Source organism: Vibrio sp. Y42_MX_L11 (genome assembly GCF_024181785.1).
GTDB lineage: Bacteria > Pseudomonadota > Gammaproteobacteria > Enterobacterales > Vibrionaceae > Vibrio > Vibrio diabolicus.
This window is the reverse complement of sequence record NZ_JAMZAP010000005.1, coordinates 84143-101737: the sequence shown is the minus strand read 5'-3', so window position 1 is coordinate 101737 and position 17595 is coordinate 84143. Positions and strand designations below refer to the sequence as shown.

At 44.3% G+C, this 17595-nt stretch carries 19 protein-coding genes; 12 read left to right on the top strand and 7 right to left on the bottom strand.

Annotation, left to right across the window (positions count from 1 at the left end; genetic code table 11):
- The first annotated feature begins 8 nt into the window (after positions 1–8).
- Both NL643_RS07225 and putP read left to right on the top strand, forming a co-directional pair.
- A complete protein-coding gene (locus tag NL643_RS07225) occupies positions 9–716 on the top strand; it encodes a 1-pyrroline-5-carboxylate dehydrogenase (protein ID WP_006740880.1) in 708 nt (235 codons plus the stop codon).
- Between the two features lie 136 nt (positions 717–852).
- The gene (gene putP / locus NL643_RS07220) at positions 853–2346 is read left to right on the top strand and encodes a sodium/proline symporter PutP (protein ID WP_005392162.1); all 1494 of its coding nucleotides are present in this window, start codon (positions 853–855) and stop codon (positions 2344–2346) included.
- A 124-nt stretch (positions 2347–2470) separates the two neighbouring features.
- On the opposite strand, the gene NL643_RS07215 is transcribed toward putP, so the two are convergent.
- On the bottom strand, positions 2471–3004 hold the full coding sequence (locus NL643_RS07215; protein ID WP_253644175.1) for a GNAT family N-acetyltransferase: 534 nt from the start codon (positions 3002–3004) through the stop codon (positions 2471–2473).
- Between the two features lie 182 nt (positions 3005–3186).
- Between NL643_RS07215 and NL643_RS07210 the strand changes: the two genes are divergently transcribed.
- Positions 3187–3426, top strand: a complete 240-nt coding sequence (locus NL643_RS07210; RefSeq protein ID WP_005392166.1) for an RNA-binding protein — start codon at positions 3187–3189, stop codon at positions 3424–3426.
- Between the two features lie 58 nt (positions 3427–3484).
- Here NL643_RS07210 and NL643_RS07205 read toward each other — a convergent pair whose 3' ends face one another.
- Positions 3485–4039, bottom strand: a complete 555-nt coding sequence (locus NL643_RS07205) for a GNAT family N-acetyltransferase (RefSeq protein WP_253644174.1) — start codon at positions 4037–4039, stop codon at positions 3485–3487.
- A 384-nt stretch (positions 4040–4423) separates the two neighbouring features.
- Here NL643_RS07205 and NL643_RS07200 point away from each other — a divergent pair, with 384 nt between their 5' ends.
- Complete coding sequence (locus NL643_RS07200) at positions 4424–4672, top strand: hypothetical protein (RefSeq protein ID WP_012842405.1); 249 nt, start codon at positions 4424–4426, stop codon at positions 4670–4672.
- Between the two features lie 291 nt (positions 4673–4963).
- Positions 4964–5440, top strand: a complete 477-nt coding sequence (locus NL643_RS07195; protein ID WP_006740877.1) for an Lrp/AsnC family transcriptional regulator — start codon at positions 4964–4966, stop codon at positions 5438–5440.
- 124 nt (positions 5441–5564) lie between these two features.
- Here NL643_RS07195 and NL643_RS07190 read toward each other — a convergent pair whose 3' ends face one another.
- Both NL643_RS07190 and NL643_RS07185 read right to left on the bottom strand, forming a co-directional pair.
- Positions 5565–6272 (bottom strand): DUF445 domain-containing protein, encoded by a 708-nt coding sequence (locus NL643_RS07190; RefSeq protein WP_005392172.1) that lies wholly within the window; start codon positions 6270–6272, stop codon positions 5565–5567.
- Between the two features lie 591 nt (positions 6273–6863).
- On the bottom strand, positions 6864–8714 hold the full coding sequence (locus tag NL643_RS07185) for an ABC transporter ATP-binding protein (protein ID WP_005392176.1): 1851 nt from the start codon (positions 8712–8714) through the stop codon (positions 6864–6866).
- 403 nt (positions 8715–9117) lie between these two features.
- On the opposite strand from NL643_RS07185, the gene NL643_RS07180 reads away from it, so the two are divergent.
- Positions 9118–10119, top strand: a complete 1002-nt coding sequence (locus NL643_RS07180; protein ID WP_253644173.1) for an arginine deiminase-related protein — start codon at positions 9118–9120, stop codon at positions 10117–10119.
- 130 nt (positions 10120–10249) lie between these two features.
- Here the strand turns inward: NL643_RS07180 and NL643_RS07175 are convergent, their stop codons facing one another.
- A complete protein-coding gene (locus NL643_RS07175) occupies positions 10250–11173 on the bottom strand; it encodes an AraC family transcriptional regulator (protein ID WP_253644172.1) in 924 nt (307 codons plus the stop codon).
- A 436-nt stretch (positions 11174–11609) separates the two neighbouring features.
- Between NL643_RS07175 and NL643_RS07170 the strand changes: the two genes are divergently transcribed.
- From NL643_RS07170 to NL643_RS07155, 4 genes are all read left to right on the top strand, one after another.
- Complete coding sequence (locus NL643_RS07170; protein WP_081442386.1) at positions 11610–12059, top strand: cupin domain-containing protein; 450 nt, start codon at positions 11610–11612, stop codon at positions 12057–12059.
- A 153-nt stretch (positions 12060–12212) separates the two neighbouring features.
- Positions 12213–12563, top strand: coding sequence for a cyclophilin-like fold protein (locus tag NL643_RS07165; RefSeq protein WP_114322691.1), 351 nt, complete (start codon positions 12213–12215; stop codon positions 12561–12563).
- Between the two features lie 157 nt (positions 12564–12720).
- Positions 12721–13386: a carboxymuconolactone decarboxylase family protein gene (locus NL643_RS07160; RefSeq protein WP_253644171.1), complete on the top strand. Its 666-nt coding sequence runs from the start codon at positions 12721–12723 to the stop codon at positions 13384–13386.
- Between the two features lie 43 nt (positions 13387–13429).
- Positions 13430–13930, top strand: coding sequence for a cupin domain-containing protein (locus NL643_RS07155; protein WP_253644170.1), 501 nt, complete (start codon positions 13430–13432; stop codon positions 13928–13930).
- Positions 13931–13978: 48 nt separating this feature from the next.
- On the opposite strand, the gene NL643_RS07150 is transcribed toward NL643_RS07155, so the two are convergent.
- On the bottom strand, positions 13979–14671 hold the full coding sequence (locus tag NL643_RS07150) for an MOSC domain-containing protein (RefSeq protein WP_114322693.1): 693 nt from the start codon (positions 14669–14671) through the stop codon (positions 13979–13981).
- A gap of 111 nt (positions 14672–14782) precedes the next feature.
- Here NL643_RS07150 and NL643_RS07145 point away from each other — a divergent pair, with 111 nt between their 5' ends.
- The gene (locus NL643_RS07145; protein WP_253644235.1) at positions 14783–15598 is read left to right on the top strand and encodes a helix-turn-helix transcriptional regulator; all 816 of its coding nucleotides are present in this window, start codon (positions 14783–14785) and stop codon (positions 15596–15598) included.
- Between the two features lie 88 nt (positions 15599–15686).
- Complete coding sequence (locus tag NL643_RS07140) at positions 15687–16679, top strand: zinc-dependent alcohol dehydrogenase family protein (RefSeq protein WP_253644169.1); 993 nt, start codon at positions 15687–15689, stop codon at positions 16677–16679.
- A 72-nt stretch (positions 16680–16751) separates the two neighbouring features.
- Here the strand turns inward: NL643_RS07140 and NL643_RS07135 are convergent, their stop codons facing one another.
- Entirely contained in the window at positions 16752–17447 is a 696-nt protein-coding gene (locus NL643_RS07135; RefSeq protein ID WP_046875662.1) for a VC0807 family protein, read from the bottom strand.
- Positions 17448–17595: the final 148 nt, after the last annotated feature.

Genomic DNA, 17595 nt, shown 5'->3' with positions numbered 1-17595 from the left:
GTCGCATTATGGTTCATCAGATCACCTATTTTAAAGATGCATTCTCTGCGTGGGAGCAGTGGAATCTGACTGATTTTGATTACAAATGCGAGCATGTTCTGGCATTTAAATCTGCATTAGAAGGGCAGCAGTCTACCGTTGCCAAAGTGGTTTCTTACCACTTGCAACAAGCATCAACTCTTCTTGCAGAAACTCACCAGTTAGTTGGCCCTACAGGGGAAACTAACGAACTGTATGCCGCAGGACGCGGTGTGGCTTTGGTGATTTGTGAAAACAACATCGAGCCTGCTGATAATGCGTTATACAGTGCTTTTGCGATGATCACCTGTGCCTTAATTGCAGGCAACAGTGTGGTCGTTTGCAGTGACAATGCAGAGCTAAACCAACTGGTTAAGCAAGCTGTAGCGTTGGCAAACTTCCCATCTAACTTAGTCCAGGTTGTTGCGTACGATGCGTCTGCCCCGTTGCTTGAGAGCGATGTACGTAGTGTGGGTTATGTTGGGCGTTCACAGGTTGAGCATGCGCTCAATCTTCAACTAGCTAAGCGTGACGGTGCAATCGTCGGCTTAGTTTCTGAAACGGATTTAGAGTCACCGAAATTGGCTCATGATCCTCATCTCTCGTTGCGCTTCATTACCGAGCGCACTCGAACGATAAATATTACCGCGGTGGGTGGTAACGCGACTCTACTCGAGTTGGGGAACGAAACTCACTAACCTGACTTGTGATACCAATCTGGAGTAACTGGACTGAGAGCCGGTCCAGATTGGTTTCTTATACTCTGATGTATTGCTGAGACGGTAAAATATCAGGGCAGGCAAGGAAGGAAATAATTATAACGAGGACTATCTAATGATAGAAAATAGCTTTGCTATCACGTCCACTTTTGTGGCGTATTTACTGATTATGGTTGCTATTGGCGTTTACGCGTATAAGAGGACTTCCAATTCATCTGATTACTTCCTAGGTGGCCGTAGCCTAGGTCCGTGGCCTGCTGCATTATCTGCAGGTGCTTCAGATATGAGTGGCTGGTTGCTGCTAGGCTTGCCTGGCTATGCGTACGCTGCGGGTATCGAGGCCTTCTGGTTAGCCGGCGGTCTACTTCTTGGTACATGGGCAAACTGGCTCATCAGTGCAAAACGCCTACGTACCTACAGTATCCAAACTGACGCGTTAACGTTGCCAGAGTTCCTGTCACGTCGCTTCAACGATAAGTCGAAACTGATCCAGACAATCTCTGCGTTTTTCATTCTTCTATTTTTCCTTTTCTACACCAGCTCAGGTTTGGTCGCAGGGGGCAAACTGTTTGAGACGGTATTCGGTCTAGATTACACCTACGCTGTTATCATCGGTACGGTGTGTGTCGTTTCTTACACACTATTCGGTGGTTTCCTTGCGGTATCTTGGACTGACTTAGTGCAAGGTCTGCTAATGGCCGCTGCGCTAATGATTGTTCCTGTTGCAGTAATGGACGGTGGTCTAGGTCAGCTAACTTCTGATCTGCATGACATCAACCCAGAACTTGCAACGCTATGGAATGACGCCAAAGGCGAACCACTGTCTGCGATTGCTATCATCTCTTTAGCGGCATGGGGTCTTGGTTACTTTGGTCAGCCACACATCCTAGCGCGTTTTAAAGCGTCTCGTTCAAACAAAGATCTAACGACTGCACGTCGTATCGCTGTGATTTGGACTGCACTATCTATGGTTGGTGCAATGCTTGTTGGTCTTGTCGGTCTGGTTTGGGTTACGGGTCATCCGGGCACTCAACTAGAAGATGGCGAGAAGATCTTCATGTTATTGGTTAACGCAGTATTCCACCCTGTCGTTGCGGGTATGTTGTTAGCAGCAATCCTAGCGGCGGTAATGAGTACAGCAGACTCACAGCTTCTTGTTTCATCTTCAGCGCTTGCAGAAGATTTCTACAAGCAAGTATTCAAGCCAGAAGCGTCTTCTGAAGAAATCGTAATGATTGGCCGTATCGGCGTTATCGTTATTTCGCTTGTTGCGCTATTCCTAGCAATGACACCAGATAGTTCAGTACTTGGTCTTGTTTCTTACGCTTGGGCTGGCTTCGGTGCTGCATTTGGTCCTGCGGTTGTACTTAGCCTTTACTGGAGCGGTATGAACCGTAACGGCGCACTAGCAGGTATCCTTGTTGGTGGTATCACTATCGTAGTTTGGAAGCAGCTAACTGGCGGTTGGTTTGATGTGTACGAAATCGTACCGGGCATCATCTTCTCTACGCTTGCTATCGTTGTTATCAGCAAAGCGACAGGTGGTGCAGCGCAAGACGTATTAGACCAACATCAATCGTACGAGAAGAAACTAGTTGAACTAGACTAATTACTTCCTTTTACGAACACAAAGCCCGCTTATACAGCGGGCTTTGTTTTATCTGAACTTAATAAACGTTAATGGTGATTGCTTGAGGCCAGATTTTCACGTCGCTTTATTCTTTGTGAGTGTGTTAGTCACGACGAACTTTGGCGTAAATGACGGTGTTACTCAGCTCGCCAGAAGACGCACGCCGAGCATTGCGTAGCTCACCTTCAAACTCATACCCACAGCGCTCAGCAACCGCACGACTTTTGCGGTTATTCGCATCGGCTAAAATCGCGATTCTTTTCGCATCCAACGCTTCGAATGCATAGTTTTCAATCGCCGCTACCGCCTCAGAGATATAACCGTAGCCTACCGCGCGATCATCAAGCCAATAGCCAATCTCAAATGCCGGTATATCTTGATCATGGATCATTAACCCAATGGCGCCGAGTAAACGATCGCTTTCCTTGTCGATTAGGTAGTAGCGCAACTCTTCTTCGAAGTTTTCAAAGTTTGCGATGGCTTTCTCTGTCCCTGCAATCATCGCTTCTAAAGTGAGCACGTGAGGTACCCATGGCAGGTAAACTTCAAGCGTTTTTTGGCTACGAACAACGGCCTGATGTGCTTCTTCTGCACGTTCCAAGCAAGCTGGGATGAGCTTTAAACGTTTGGTTTCCATGTCGAATCTCCTAGGCTTTTATACTCCAATCGTTTCGTAATGCAGGATTCAGAGCGTTATCACTAAAAATCATTTAAACAGAAACACTTAGAGACATCTAGCCTTCGCAACAACATTATTCACTTGGTTTGTAAGGGAGAAGCTGAGAGAATTGAGGCGTTATAAACATAAAATGGTTTAATATGAAACTTCTAGTAAGAAACTTAGCTCGTGAGACGACAGAGCAAGACATCCGTACTCTGTTCTCAAACTACGGCAAAGTTGAGCTTTGCACCGTCGTGCTTGATCAAGAGACGGGTTTATCAAAAGGGTTTGGTTTTGTGATCATGCCGGATGAAGCCGAAGCCGTTGCGGCGTTGGAGGCACTAAACCTGTCTTCAGTACATAAGAGCAAGATTCGTGTGAAAGTCGCACAAGACTAGTATTTTTGCCTTTCAAGGTGAAAGATAAAACCAGCTGAGAGGCTGGTTTTTTAGTGCCTTAATTTTGAGAGGTTGCTACGGTTACTTGAGGCGAAAATATTTGCTGGTATACGCAGACTTCTCGTTCTTTTCCCTGCATTTTGATGATGTGATTGTCGATATACGTCATGCCCAACTTTTGAATGACTGATTGGGATTGTCTGTTTTCGACCAAGTGCATCGCTTTTAGGCCCGATAACTCAAAATGTGGTCTGGCAAACTGAATTAAAGCCATTGACGCTTCTTGAGCAAACCCATTCCCCCAATAATCGACGCCAAGCCAATACCCTAATGTGCCGACTCCCTCCGAGATGTTTAGCAGACTAACAGCACCAATTAACGCTTCGTCTTGACGTTGAGTAATGGCATATATGACCCCACTACGTTGGTGATATACGCCAATATGGCTCTTAATCCAAACTTGTGCCATCGGCTCTTCATAGGGATGAGGAATATTTGCCGTCATATCTGCAATGCTCTTGTCTCCTGCGAGTCGTGCGACTTTTTCGCTGTCTGTCGGATGAAATGGGCGAAGAATAAGCCTTTGTGTCGTGAGCGTTGGTTGAAGCGTCATCGTGCGTCCTTGAGATGAGTCAGTATTGTGGAAATTGCAGATTCACACTGTAAATCAGGCGTGTTTAAACAACCAAGTAATGCCTGAATCGAAAATGTGAGTGAAAGCCATATTTAAAACGCCATAAAATTGATCATTGCAGATTGAAATAGCGAGTAGCAACAATTGCTTATGTGTGATGTGTCGTATTATTACACACATAAGCGCGTTCGTTCATAATAATGGTACAAAAGTTGAGGTCTGACCAATGTCTCAATTTTTTGATACTTTCGTCCAATTTTTTGAAGATAGGACACAAAAAATTAAAGGGGCTTTTTTATTGTGGAATTATTTTGAACAAAATATGTCAATTGTCAGTAGTACTGAAAAACAGGGAGAAGAGAAATGCCGGATATATATTGCGCAGCTTGTAGAAAATCAACGCAACATAAAGTGATCATGAAGCGTTGCGAGCCACAGCCCGTTGATTCGTTGACAGGTAAAGTGGTGAGTTTTACACAGCTGATGGCGAAATTTGTATCAGGTGAACACTACTACGAGATGGAACCACAATACTACTGCCGATGCTGTAATCATCGTGCAATTGGAGAAGTGATTCCTCATCCTACCAGGCATACGTCGGCAGCTCTCTAATTCAGAGCGATAGCTATGATTAATCGCTAAACAGGGCGGCTTGCCCCGCACGCCAGATCTATAAAGGCGTATCACACGCTTTCAAATTTGCGACTCTACGGGAGCCGCCAGATTACTTTTGTTCTTCATACTCGGTTATGGAGAGAGCGGCAGTAATCGCAGCCCTTTCCGTCCTTAGTTATTTTCTAATTATTCTCTGCTGAATTTCACATGCTGTGCATTTGATGGTTTGCAATTGTTTGAGCAACGATTAATGTGATGCTTTCTAAGTGGTTACAAGGAAGTGGGTTAATGAGTTATCAATTGGACCGGATTGATTTACACATTTTGAGAGTGCTTCATTCAAGAGGCAGAATTCCAGTTGTTGAACTCGCAAAGCAGATCAACTTAACGACCTCGCCGTGTTCTGACCGCGTGAAGCGGCTAGAAAAAGAGGGGTATATCAATGGCTATCATGCGGAGCTGAATGCGGAAAAATTAGGGTTGGATGTGCAAGTATTCATCCATATTCGCTTAGACCAAACCAGTTTTTCCATTTTTGAAAAGTTTGCGAAAGCCGTCGAATTGATGCCGGAAATTGAAGAGTGTTATTCGCTCTCTGGGGACTTCGATACCATGATAAAGGTTCGTGTTAAGAGCATGAAAGCGTATCAGGAGTTTATGTCGAGTAAGTTAGGCACGCTTCCGGGCGTAATCCAGACTCGCAGTGAAGTGGTAATTGAAGAACATAAAACAGGATTTGGCGTAAACCCGGAGCTCCTTGGTTAGGCGAGGCTGATGTCTATGACCGCAGCGCTTATGCGTTGAGAATATTATTTAACGTGACTTGGCGTATTACTTTTTCAAGATCAAAAAAGGAGCCGAAGCTCCTTTTTGATAAATCGGTGAGCGACTATGCGCCGATAAAGGTGCTGATAACACCAATTAAACCGCCAAAAACACCGCCCCAAACGACTAGCCAGCCAAGGTGTTCTTTAATCATTTTTTGCACCATTTCTTTGACCAGTGCTGGTGTTAATTCGCTCAAGCGCTGATCAATGATGCCTTCAATGTTCTGCTTTATCTCATCCATCATAGCAGGAGATTCGAACTGCTCTTTCAGTGCTTCTTTGATGTTATCGCTCTTGCTCAACTCAATAATGGATTCTTGCATCTTTTCGACGAAAGGCTGCCGCATAGGTTGTAATGCCTCCGCACCGCCAAACATCGCTAGCATGCCGCCAAATTGAGAGCCTTCGATCACTTCTACCAAAGAGTCAAACGCTGGGTTTAAATCCACTTTCTCAATCACAGGTTGAAGATCGATGTTTACACCGCCCGCCATTTCTTTGTTCAAGAATCGATCGATGTTCGCTTCGGTAAAGAACTGCTCCATCATCAAGTTTTTGATAGCCAGTTTAAACTCTTCAAATCGCGCGGGGATCACGCCAGAACCGTATAATCCAGGCACTTTTTCAAACAGCATGTGGATGGCAAGCCAGTTAGTGATGGCGCCTGAGAACGCAAACAACCCCGCATACCAAAGGTAGTCGTTTTGTAATTGATGACCTCCAGCCATCAAAGCGATAGCGAGGACATTCGTTAGCAAACTTTTGTTCATAGTGACCAGTTATATGTGAATATCGGAATAAATAAGTGGGCCTGATTCTATACCTAAGTCACATTGAGATGCTAGGTTTTGCCGTGATGAGTGACCGTGTTGCGAAGGGATAAAAATGGATGTACAGAAAAACAAAACCCGACAATTACTGTCGGGCCACTGCTTTTTCTTAGAAAAACTAAGATTCTATTTTTAATTTTAGATGCGGTAGATCTTACAACAAAGTTGGCATTTCCATCTTTCTGAGTAGCCGAATAGCTTGTCAGCCCAACTTGGTTTGAGTTGTACGATCTGCATTGAACCACATTTACACATAAGCTAATTACCTTATTGTTAATCTAATAACTAAGCCATCTATTGAGTATAGCTGTTTCTCAAAAAGTGAAATGACAAATGAAGACGGCTCAAAACTCTGTATTGTGTTCATTGCAATGGATACGCAACGAGGCGGTATATTAGCAGAAAAAATGTGAGCTTTATCATGGAGGGTGTTTCATATATGAGAAACTATAATGGCTATATGGGTATAGGTTTATCAATAAAAATGAAAAACGGCGCTTCATGCGCCGTTTTTATTGGGTTTCTCGCTAATTAAGAAACGTGTTGATTTTCTAACTCTTCAGCGATAAATCCGCCAGTTTGATGGGCCCAAAGCTGGGCATAAATACCGTTGTTCGCGATGAGCTCTTGGTGAGAACCTTGTTCAACAATACTGCCTTTATCTAGCACGATGAGGCGATCCATTTGTGCGATGGTCGACAATCGGTGCGCAATCGCAATAACGGTTTTTCCTTGCATTAACTCATTCAAGCTTTCCTGAATCGCTGCTTCGACTTCTGAATCCAGAGCCGATGTTGCTTCATCCAGTACCAACAATGGTGCATCTTTGAGTAGCACACGAGATATTGCGATACGCTGACGTTGGCCGCCAGACAGTTTCACACCACGTTCACCAACTTGCGCATCGTATCCGACATTACCAAATGGGTCGGTCAGAGTTTCGATAAACTCATGGGCATGCGCTTGCTTAGTGGCTTTCAGCAAATCTTCTTCTGTCGCATCTGGATTGCCATACAAAATATTGTCTCGAATTGAACGGTGTAGCAGAGAAGTATCTTGGGTCACCATACCGATCTTTGAACGCAAAGAGTCTTGTGTGACTTCTGAGATGTTCTGTCCATCGATCTTAATGCTGCCGTCTTCGACATCGTGGAAACGAAGTAACAAGTTCACCAGAGTTGATTTTCCGGCGCCGGAGCGCCCAACCAAGCCGACTTTCTCTCCTGGTTTGATGTTGAGATCGAGGTGGCTAATCACGCCTTTGTTCTCACCGTAATGGAAGCTGACGTTATCAAAGTGAATGCCACCTTCAGTGACTACTAAGTCTTTTGCGCCTGGTTTATCTTTAATATCAATAGGCTTAGAGAGCGTTTTCATTCCATCGACTACGGTTCCCATATTTTCAAAGAGGGCGCCAACTTCCCACATGATCCACATCGACATACCATTTACGCGTAATGCAAGGCTAACAGCAATCGCAATCGCGCCAACGCTGATGGCACTATCCAACCACAGGTAAATCGATAAAGCAGCAACGGAAAATACCAAAATATAGTTTGAGATCTCTACAGCAACGTCGAAGCCGGTCACTAGGCGCATTTGACGATAGACCGTATTCAAAAATCCCTTCATGCCTTGCTCAGCATATTGGGTTTCGCGCTGGCTATGAGAAAACAGTTTGACCGTCTGAATATTGGTATAGCTGTCGACGATGCGTCCTGTCATTGTCGAACGAGCATCGGCCTGCGCTGAAGCGACGTCTTTGAGCTTAGGAACGAAATAGATTTGGATAGCGATGTAAGCGAGCAGCCAGACGATCATTGGGATCATCAAACGCCAGTCTGCCGTCGCTAACATAATGATCATACTGGTGAAGTAAACCGTAACATAAACAAATACATCCATAGCTTTCATGACGGTTTCGCGCACAGCTAATGAGGTTTGCATGACTTTAGTTGCAACTCGGCCTGCAAAATCATCTTGATAGAAGTTTAAGCTTTGATTGAGCAAATACCTGTGTGCAAGCCAGCGGATAGACATTGGATAGTTGCCCAATAATGTTTGGTGAACGAGCAACGAATACACGATCACCAAAATGGGCATGACAACCAACAATAAGGTTCCGTAAAAAATCAAATCTGCTTTATTGTCTTGCAAGAACGTTTCTGGATTGCTGGTGGACAACCAATCAACCAATTGTCCCATCGCGCCAAACAACATAACTTCAACGACAGCAACAATCGTGGCCATCAAAGACATGATGATCAAAGGCTTTTCGTAGCCGCGGGTGTAATAACGTAAAAAAGCGAGCATCCCTGAAGGAGGCTGATCTGGTGTGGATTTGGGGAACGGCTCTGTAAAGCCTTCAAATCGTTTAAACATAACTCATCCTAAAGTTAAAACAGTGCCATTTGGGGTGGCTAAATCCATCGATTCACGCAGCTTTGGACGAAGCCGCGTGTATAAGAGTTTTTGGCTGCTCCTCGAGAAAGCAGACGGATTGACGAGAGGGGCGAAAAAATAGTCTAACCGATTGTGTTTTAAATGTAACTAGTTGGTTATGGGTGTGGTTGTCTATGGTTCTGATTCTTATGATGAATTCTTCGCATGTTCATCGCGATGGCATAAAACCTTAAACCTGCATAGTGACAATAAAATTTCGGGAGAAATAAGCTAAGTTCAGTGAAAATTACTTCTAGATAATTAAATTAATTGTGAAAACAGCAAAACTGAAGTTAACAATAAATTTACAATCTCCTCATTCTAGTGATAAGGAATGTATTGGATGCTATTACACGAATCAGTGACCCAATTTGCTAATGGGAAAGAAGAAAGCACGCAAAGTGCTCAGCGCCAAACCGCAAACTGCGTAGTGATGGTGCCACCGAAAGAGTTTCGTTTTAATGAAGAAACCGCACAAGATAATGAGTTCCAACATAAAGTGTCACTCAGCCAAGAAGAAGTCTCGCGTAGAGTGATGGCCGAGTTCGCGAGTATGGTAGCAACGTTGCGTCAAGAGGGCGTTCAAGTTGTTGAGTTTGATTATCCGGCTTCAGATGTTGCGACGCCAGACGCGGTATTTCCAAACAACTGGTTTAGCACTACGCCAGATGGCACGTTGTACACCTTTCCAATGGCCTGTGAAAACCGTCAAAAAGAAGTGCGTCCCGATGCGCTTGTGGCGGCACTAGCGCAAGCTGGGCGAGAAGTTCATCGACGTAGCAGCCTAACTGAATATCTTGATGAGCAAGCGTATTTAGAAAGCACGGGTGTGATGGTCTTTGACCACTTAAATAAAACGGTCTATGCCGCACTCTCACAACGTTGTGATCGTCTGGTTTTAGAAGATTACGCCGATCGTATTGGCTATGAACGAGTGATCTCTTTCCAAACTCGTTTGCCATCTGGTGCGCCTATTTACCATACCAACGTGATGATGGCTGTGGGTGAGCAGTTCTGCGTGATTTGTGACGAAGTGATCCCAGAATTTGAGCGTCGTTTTGTGATGAAATCTCTCGCTAAAGATAAACAAGTGATCTCTATTTCGATTGAGCAAATGAACCACTTCTGCGGCAACATTCTTCAGTTGGAAACCATCAATGGAGACAAAGTCATTGCGATGTCGCAATCGGCATACGATGCTTTCTCTCCAGCACAAAGAAATCAACTTTCGACGCACGGTAAATTGCTGCCATTCGATGTTTCTACCATAGAATCTATTGGTGGTGGCTCGGTTCGCTGTATGTTGGGTGAGGTATTTTTGCCTAGTCGACAAGCGGTGTTATAAACAATATTGCGCAGTTTTGCTTGCAAATGCAGGTGACGTTCATTCTCTCCCAAATAATAAAACCGTTAGCCTCGAGGCAGTACGAGGCTGACGGTTTCACTTTCTAGCTTCTTCCTAGGATATTCCGAGCTTAACCCATACTCTCGCGCAAAGACTTGATGTCTTTGGATGGTGGCGCACCAAATAAACGGCTGTATTCACGGCTAAATTGAGAAGGGCTTTCGTAACCCACTTTAAACGTAGTCGCCATGGCATCGAGGTTTTCTGTCAGCATTAAACGCCGAGCTTCGCTGAGTCTTAATTTCTTTTGAAATTGCAGTGGCGTCATAGATGTCATAGAACGAAAGTGGGTATAAAACGCCGATTTACTCATGCCACTGTAGGCGGCTAACTCACTGACACTTAACGGCTTTACGAAATTATTCTTCAACCAATCAACGGCCTTCGCGATTTGATGGCTGTGACTTCCTGCAGTCACGATTTGATTAAGACGAGCGCCCTGTTCGGTGATTAACAGTCGATAAAAAATCTCTCGTTTAATGATCGGCGCTAAAATTTTGATGCTTTGTCCTTCATCCAGCAGCTCTATTAAACGCAGAAAGGCGTCAAGTAATGGCTCCGACAATTCTCCAACCGCTATGCCTTTTTGTGCTTCTTTGCTTTGATTAAACGTCAGTTCACTATCGACAATAAGTTGAGATATTTCAGTCAGATCCAGCTCCATAATCACCCCTAAATAAGGTTTATCTTCACTGGCTTCAATGATATTGGCGATAATCGGCAAGTCGACAGAGGAGATCAAAAAGTGGTTCGCATCGTAAACAAAGCTATCTTCACCCAACAACACGCGCTTTCTCCCTTGAGCAATTAAGCAAATACTTGGGTTGTGGGTGTAGCTTGTCGGTGGTGTTGGGGTTGCCCAACGACTGAACCTTAATCCTGGAATTTCTGTGTCATATTGGTTCGCGCCATTTGCCCATTTCTCAATGTGCTTGGCAAGCTTTTCTATTGCACTGGCCAGGGTTGACGAAGTGTTTGACGGTAGCTCTTGCATAGGTCAGTGCTCTCCTCTGGTTGGCCTCAGGTTCGGGGTTAACGGCATGCGATTTCTGCCTTTGTAGTTAACGCCTCTTCGGAGTCAATTAAGCGACTTCATTAAGCATAGTTATAACAGTTCATTTCTTTAAGTAAAGAATATTGGGCAAGTGTCTATTTCGAGGTTAAGCGATCGGAGATCGATCTTTCTGCTTGATTGTCGAGCGAGGCAATTGTCTCTCATGAACTTTATTCTTTAAAAATCAATCTATTATGTTTTGCTAGGTTTTTGGTCCGTTTTTTCTAACCGGTCTCAAGTATGGTTGTCTTTTGTATTGGTTTGGAATATTGGGCAAGTATTAGCAATGAATAGGCTAACGGTCATCTATCAAAGCGCAATACAGTGAACCCATGGTTTGGTGAGTTGTAAGCACTCAAGAACACTATTTGGAGTCATGATGAATAACAAAAGCAATACTCAAATCCCTGACGTACTGCAAGCCGGTGTATTTCAAGGTCGAGGCATTTTCGAGTTTGGTGAAAAGAATGAAGCGTATGCGGATTACTTTACCGGTACGAGTTATCTGGCGTTGCTCAATCAGCCTGGTCTTATCGTGGCGAACGTAACGTTTGAACCAGGGTGTCGCAATTTTTGGCATATTCATCATGAAGGTGGGCAGATTCTGTTAGCGACAGGAGGGCGAGGTTGGTATCAAGAATTTGGCCAACCAGCAAAAGAGTTGAATGTTGGCGATGTCGTGCATATCGCGCCAGGTACTAAGCATTGGCATGGCGCAGCTAAAGACAGTTGGTTCTCACATGTAGCAATAGAAATACCGGCTGAAGGCGCAAGTAATGAATGGTGCGAACCAGTCTCTGATCAAGAGTACATGCAACTAAAGTAGCCCGAGCTAAGTTTTCAGTGAGAAAAGGGAATCTCGATGAGACAAGCGCACCGTTTCAATCAGTGGGTGAGATGCGTTTTGGTGAGTAGTGCCTGGATGTTCCCCTGCATTGTAAACGCAGAAGTTAATAGCGCTGGATTGGAGGAAAATATAGTGAAAATTCGTTTTATTTTCGATGATTGCAGTGTTTTAGGCACATTGAAGAGCAGTGCGAGTACAGACGATTTTGTTCGTCAATTGCCTCTAACATTAGATCTACAAGACTACGCAAATACAGAGAAAATTGCTTACTTACCGAATAAGTTAACTCGCGAAGGCGCACCTTCTGGAACTCAATCAAAAACGGGTGACATCTCTTATTACGCCCCTTGGGGAAATTTAGTTATCTTTTATAAAGACTTTGGTTACGCGTCTGGGTTAATTAAATTAGGTCAAATCGATGATGGGATTCATTGCTTTATTTCGAAAGAAACAAACCGTGTCACGATCGAAAAAGTAAATTAATGACCCAGTTGACGATGTAAATTATTAATGTAGAAATCAGAACGCTAATAAATATATTTCTAGAATTTCTATGGATTAGAACACCGTTACATAATGGAATTTTGATATGAAAGTATTAAACAAATCTGTTAAATCAATATTAATATTGGTGCTCACTATGACAACGCTATGCACAACGAATATCGCTTCAGCATCAGAAATATTCAGTGATAAAGAGCGAGCTATTATTCCTATTTCTGCTTTTACTGCGAGTGGTGAAATAGAAAAACTAACACAAAGTCTTAATGATGGGTTAGACGCAGGCCTAACGGTCAACGAGATAAAAGAAGTGCTGGCTCAGTTGTACGCGTATGCTGGATTTCCGCGCAGTTTGAATGGACTAGCAACATTTATGACGGTGTTGGATGAACGTAAAAGCCGAGGTATTACCGATATCTTAGGGCGAGAATCAAGCGCGTTACCTAACGATAAAACCAGCTTAGAATTTGGCGCTGAAAACCAAACACAACTTGTTGGTGCAGAAGTAAAAGGCGCGCTATTCGATTTTTCTCCGCAAATTGATGAATATCTAAAAGCACATTTGTTTGGTGATATTTTTGAACGCGATGTGCTCACTTGGAAAGAGCGTGAAATTGCTACGATTGCAGCATTAGCAAATATGAACGGTGTTAATAGCCAATTAGCAGCTCACTATAATATCAGTATGAATAACAATGTTTCTATTAAAGAGTTAGAGGAATTTATTGTTGTATTAAGTGAGTGCTGTGGTGAAAGTGTGTCTAACAATGCTCAATCGGTCCTAAAAACAGTATTGGAAAAATAAATATTATTTGGCCAATCATATCAATTAGAAAGGAATTCGTTTTATGAAAAATAAATCATCATTGCTTATTTGGTCTGTGCTGTTGTCGACGGGATTTATGCTTCCAATTGCTCAAGCAGCCGATGGTAACTCATCTTCGCAGCAAGTTTATCGCTCTGCTGATCAGAAATCGTTTCAAGGGCCTGAAAACCTATTTACCGGGAAAGTTAACGTCGAGATGTTGTTTCCTGAAAACGAAGTTGCAAACTACAGCGCCGCCTATGTCACTTTTGATGCAGGAGCTCGAACCGCTTGGCATACTCACCCTGCAGGACAACACATGATCGTCACTTCTGGTACCGCACTTACAGGAACGCGTGATGGGCATGTAATTCGATTTGCTGCTGGTGATAGTGTCTGGTGTCCTCCTGGTATCGACCATTGGCACGGTGCAACACCAAATGCGCCAATGACTCACCTAGTGGTTACGGCGTCAAAAGACGGTGAAAACGTTATCTGGAAAGAGCAAGTCACCGATGATCAGTATGCAGCAGGACAGCAATAACCAAGGCCACGTTTTTATAGCGAGCGCAGAGCTTTTACTCTGCGTTTTTTATTGTCTTGTTGGGCCAACCAAGCGCATTTCCCAATCCTCGACTTCGCCAGTTTCTAGGCGGCGCTCGACCAACTTGCCCCAAGACTCGACTAACGGCAGTTCAGACAGCTTAGTGAGTTCTTCTCTATCTAAACAGCCAGTGAAAACCGCGCCCATGATGCGAGCCAGTGGCCATTCTGGATAAGGTCTTTCACACAGAATAATCTCGTCACCTGCACCGATATCGCCTTCTTCCAATACTCGGAAATACCAGCCTGTTCGAAGCGTATCTTGCAGTCTTCTCGCCATGTCGTGTTGGTCAAATCGTACGTTAAGTTTCCAACAAGGCATGCGACCTTGCGACACTTCAAGTAGTGTTGAGCCGATACGGATTTTATCTTTCAAGCAAATCGTGGATTCGGTGACGCCCTCGGAGCTGATGTTTTCGCCAAAGCCGCCAGCGGATTGGAAAATTGTTCTTTCGCCTAATTCTTGTTGCCAGATTGGGTAGTGCTCGCTTGGGTAAATATGAAGCGCTTTTTGAATTCCACCATGAAAGCGCGGATCGCCTTGCTCATCACTGGTAAAACCAAGCTCTGTAGCGTGCTGGCGCTCAGGCAGCACTTGTTTGTTGATTGCGCTTTGCGCTCCATGAGCATAAGGGACAGTTTTCCCTGCTAGCACAGCTTTTACGACGCCGATTTTCTTCATGTAACCTCCTTATTATTTGAATGAGAGATAAAGTGTTTACCTTCATTCGCGACGCGGAGCATGATAGCCTAGTGAACTTGTGTCGGAATAGGGATGAAAAGACAATCAACAATGCTAACTCGCCAAATTGATTCGAAGTCAGGCGTCATGACCTCCAATGAGATGATGGTCGCGAATCCCCATTCTCCTGTTTTGGTGAAAACCATCGACATGCCAAAAGGTTACATTGATGCACTGCATCAACACACTTGGCATCAAATCATCTTTCCTATTAAAGGGTTATTGCAAACGCAAACGGAGCATTATCAGCATTTGGTTCCGCACACCTCTGCGTTATTTGTTCCTGCGGGTGTTCAACACGAGTCGATTGCTCTGAGTAACACGATATTTGTTGGCATTTACCTCAACCCTGAGTTTGGCGCAACGTACGAGCAACAAGTGAGAACCATTGCTCTAACGCCGTTTTTAAATGAGCTTTTACAAGAGATCCGCAGACAGTGTGAAGGTGAGACAAGCCACGAAGAAGTGCTACATTTGCTGGCGGTGTTGCATGATCAAATTTTGAAAAGCAACGTGCAGACATTTCAGTTGTTGCTGCCACAAGACCGCCGACTAAAACTGATTTTCGAGCAGTTGACCGACGAGCCGGCGTTGAGCTGTTCGCTAAAAGAGTGGGGGGAGAAAATTGGGGCGTCTGAGCGCACTTTATCACGGTTGTTCGCCAAGGAATTCAACACTTCATTTCTGCTTTGGCGGCAACAAATTCGGCTGATTTACTCGCTTTCTTTGTTAGATGAATCGTTGCCAATCCAAGCCATTGCAGACCTAGTGGGTTATCAAAACGACTCATCCTACATCAAAGCATTTAAAGCCTATTTTGATATGACGCCACAACAGTTTAGAGTGAACGGCGCATCGCGCAGGTAGAAATACAGCGCTTCGACTTCACTTAATGCTTTTGAGTAGAAGTCGCGAAACTTCCTTTTTGAATTTCAATTACATGGTATGAATAGCAATGGCACCAACGATAAATACTCGAGTGAATCAATTCTGTTTTGGTCAGCCCAAAACGTCGCTGTCGTTGGAAAAAGAGCCCCTCAAACCGCTTGTTCAGGGCAAGATTCGGGTGAGGCTCGAAGCTACAAACATTAACCCAAGTGACTTGCTTTCCATTTATGGTGTTGGGCAATACCGCCGCGTTCACATACCACCTCGCGTGCCGGGATTTGAAGCAGTTGGGCGTGTGGTGGAAGTTGGTGCTGTCGGTCAAACTGGCTTTCAAGTTGGGCAAAAAGTGTTGGTGGCGATGAGTGGTACTTGGCAATACTACATCGATGCTTCGCCCGAGAATCTTTTTCCGCTACCTGAAAGTTTGGATAACGGCTATGCCTGCCAGTTGTACATCAACGCGTTAACCGCGTGGGTTATCACCACTAAAGTGGCTAAGTTGAACAAAGGTGATATGGTGATCATCAATGCGGCAGGTTCGGCGATCGGTAAGATATTTGCCCAGCTCGCCCATTCCTTGGGTTTTACACTGATTGCTGTCACTTCAAAGCCAGACGAGTATCCGTACGATACGATTCCAGTGTTGGACGTGAAGCATGACTTACATGCGCAACTGCAAACGCGCAAACTGCCACAACCAACGGCCGCTTTGGATGCGATAGGCGGTGAGGCTGGCACGTATCTCATTCGTACCTTGAAAGAAAACAGTCAATACATCAACTACGGAACGTTGTCGTTAGCGCCTTATACGCCTGCGTTTTTTAAATTGATGAAGACCAACAACATCGACTTTAGCACCTTCTTTTTGCGGTATTGGGAAAAATCGGTAGGTAAAGGCGGGAGAAAGGCGGTATTCGCTGAAATGTTAGACCAATTTATTGCCAACGATATAAAGTTAAGTGTAGCGTCTGAGCTGCCGCTAGAGGATTTTCAAACTGCGATTGAAATGGTTGAGCAACGCTCATCGGCGGTGTCAGGAAAAATCATTTTGACGCTATGAATTACAGTGAGTCTGTTGAGAAAAGGGAGGATAAAATCCTCCCTTTTTGATGGGTTATTTGTGATGATGGGACTATTTTAGATGGAAAATTTGCTCTGTCTCGAGCGATGTCATCGTACGTACTTGACGCCAAATGTAATAAAAAATACCGAACATCATCAACATACTTGGGATGGCAATCATTGGGTAACTGTAAAGCGTCATCTTACCCAACTCTTCATTAAAGGCAGCCGTGCCCGAAGGACTGGTCACGATCCAAGTCGCAAGGAAGTAGTTCATCGCGGATGAGAACGCAAAAGTACTCGCAAACAGATAGTTTGATGACATTAGACAACGTTCAAATGCCTCTGATTGACCGTTCTCTTTCAAGCGTTCGTTAATCAGCGATAAATTTAATACCGTGTCATTCAGTACTAACTTCTGCATCAGTGGGTAGCGGGTAAACGTTGAGCCCAAAACCGCTAAACCGATCAGGCCAGGGATCAGGGCTTCTTTCAAGGCTAACCAACGTGTATCAAGCTCTAACAAGCCAATGCCGCCAGTTAATAAAACACTGATAAAGCCAAGTGCAGAAATAAAGTTAAATTTCTTGTTCCGGACAAGGTCCATACCGCCGTAAATGATAGGAAATAGCAAAGCGACAACCAGCGCCATTGCTGTTCCTAGGTGTTCATCGCCGCTAAACTTCATCAAGATAAAGGAAGGGATGAATACGTTAAAAAGAATCTCGAATAGGGGATTCGGCTTTTTCGCCGTTGTGTTACTCATAATGTTTTACTGACTCTACTTTATGTCGGCTGTTATTGTACTTTGACGAGAAGTGTTCATCTAGTCGCGCTTGATGTAAAGCGTTAAAGCGCCGAGTTGTGTAACGACTTATGAAATAGACCGGAGCATAGCCAGTTAGTTGACATGA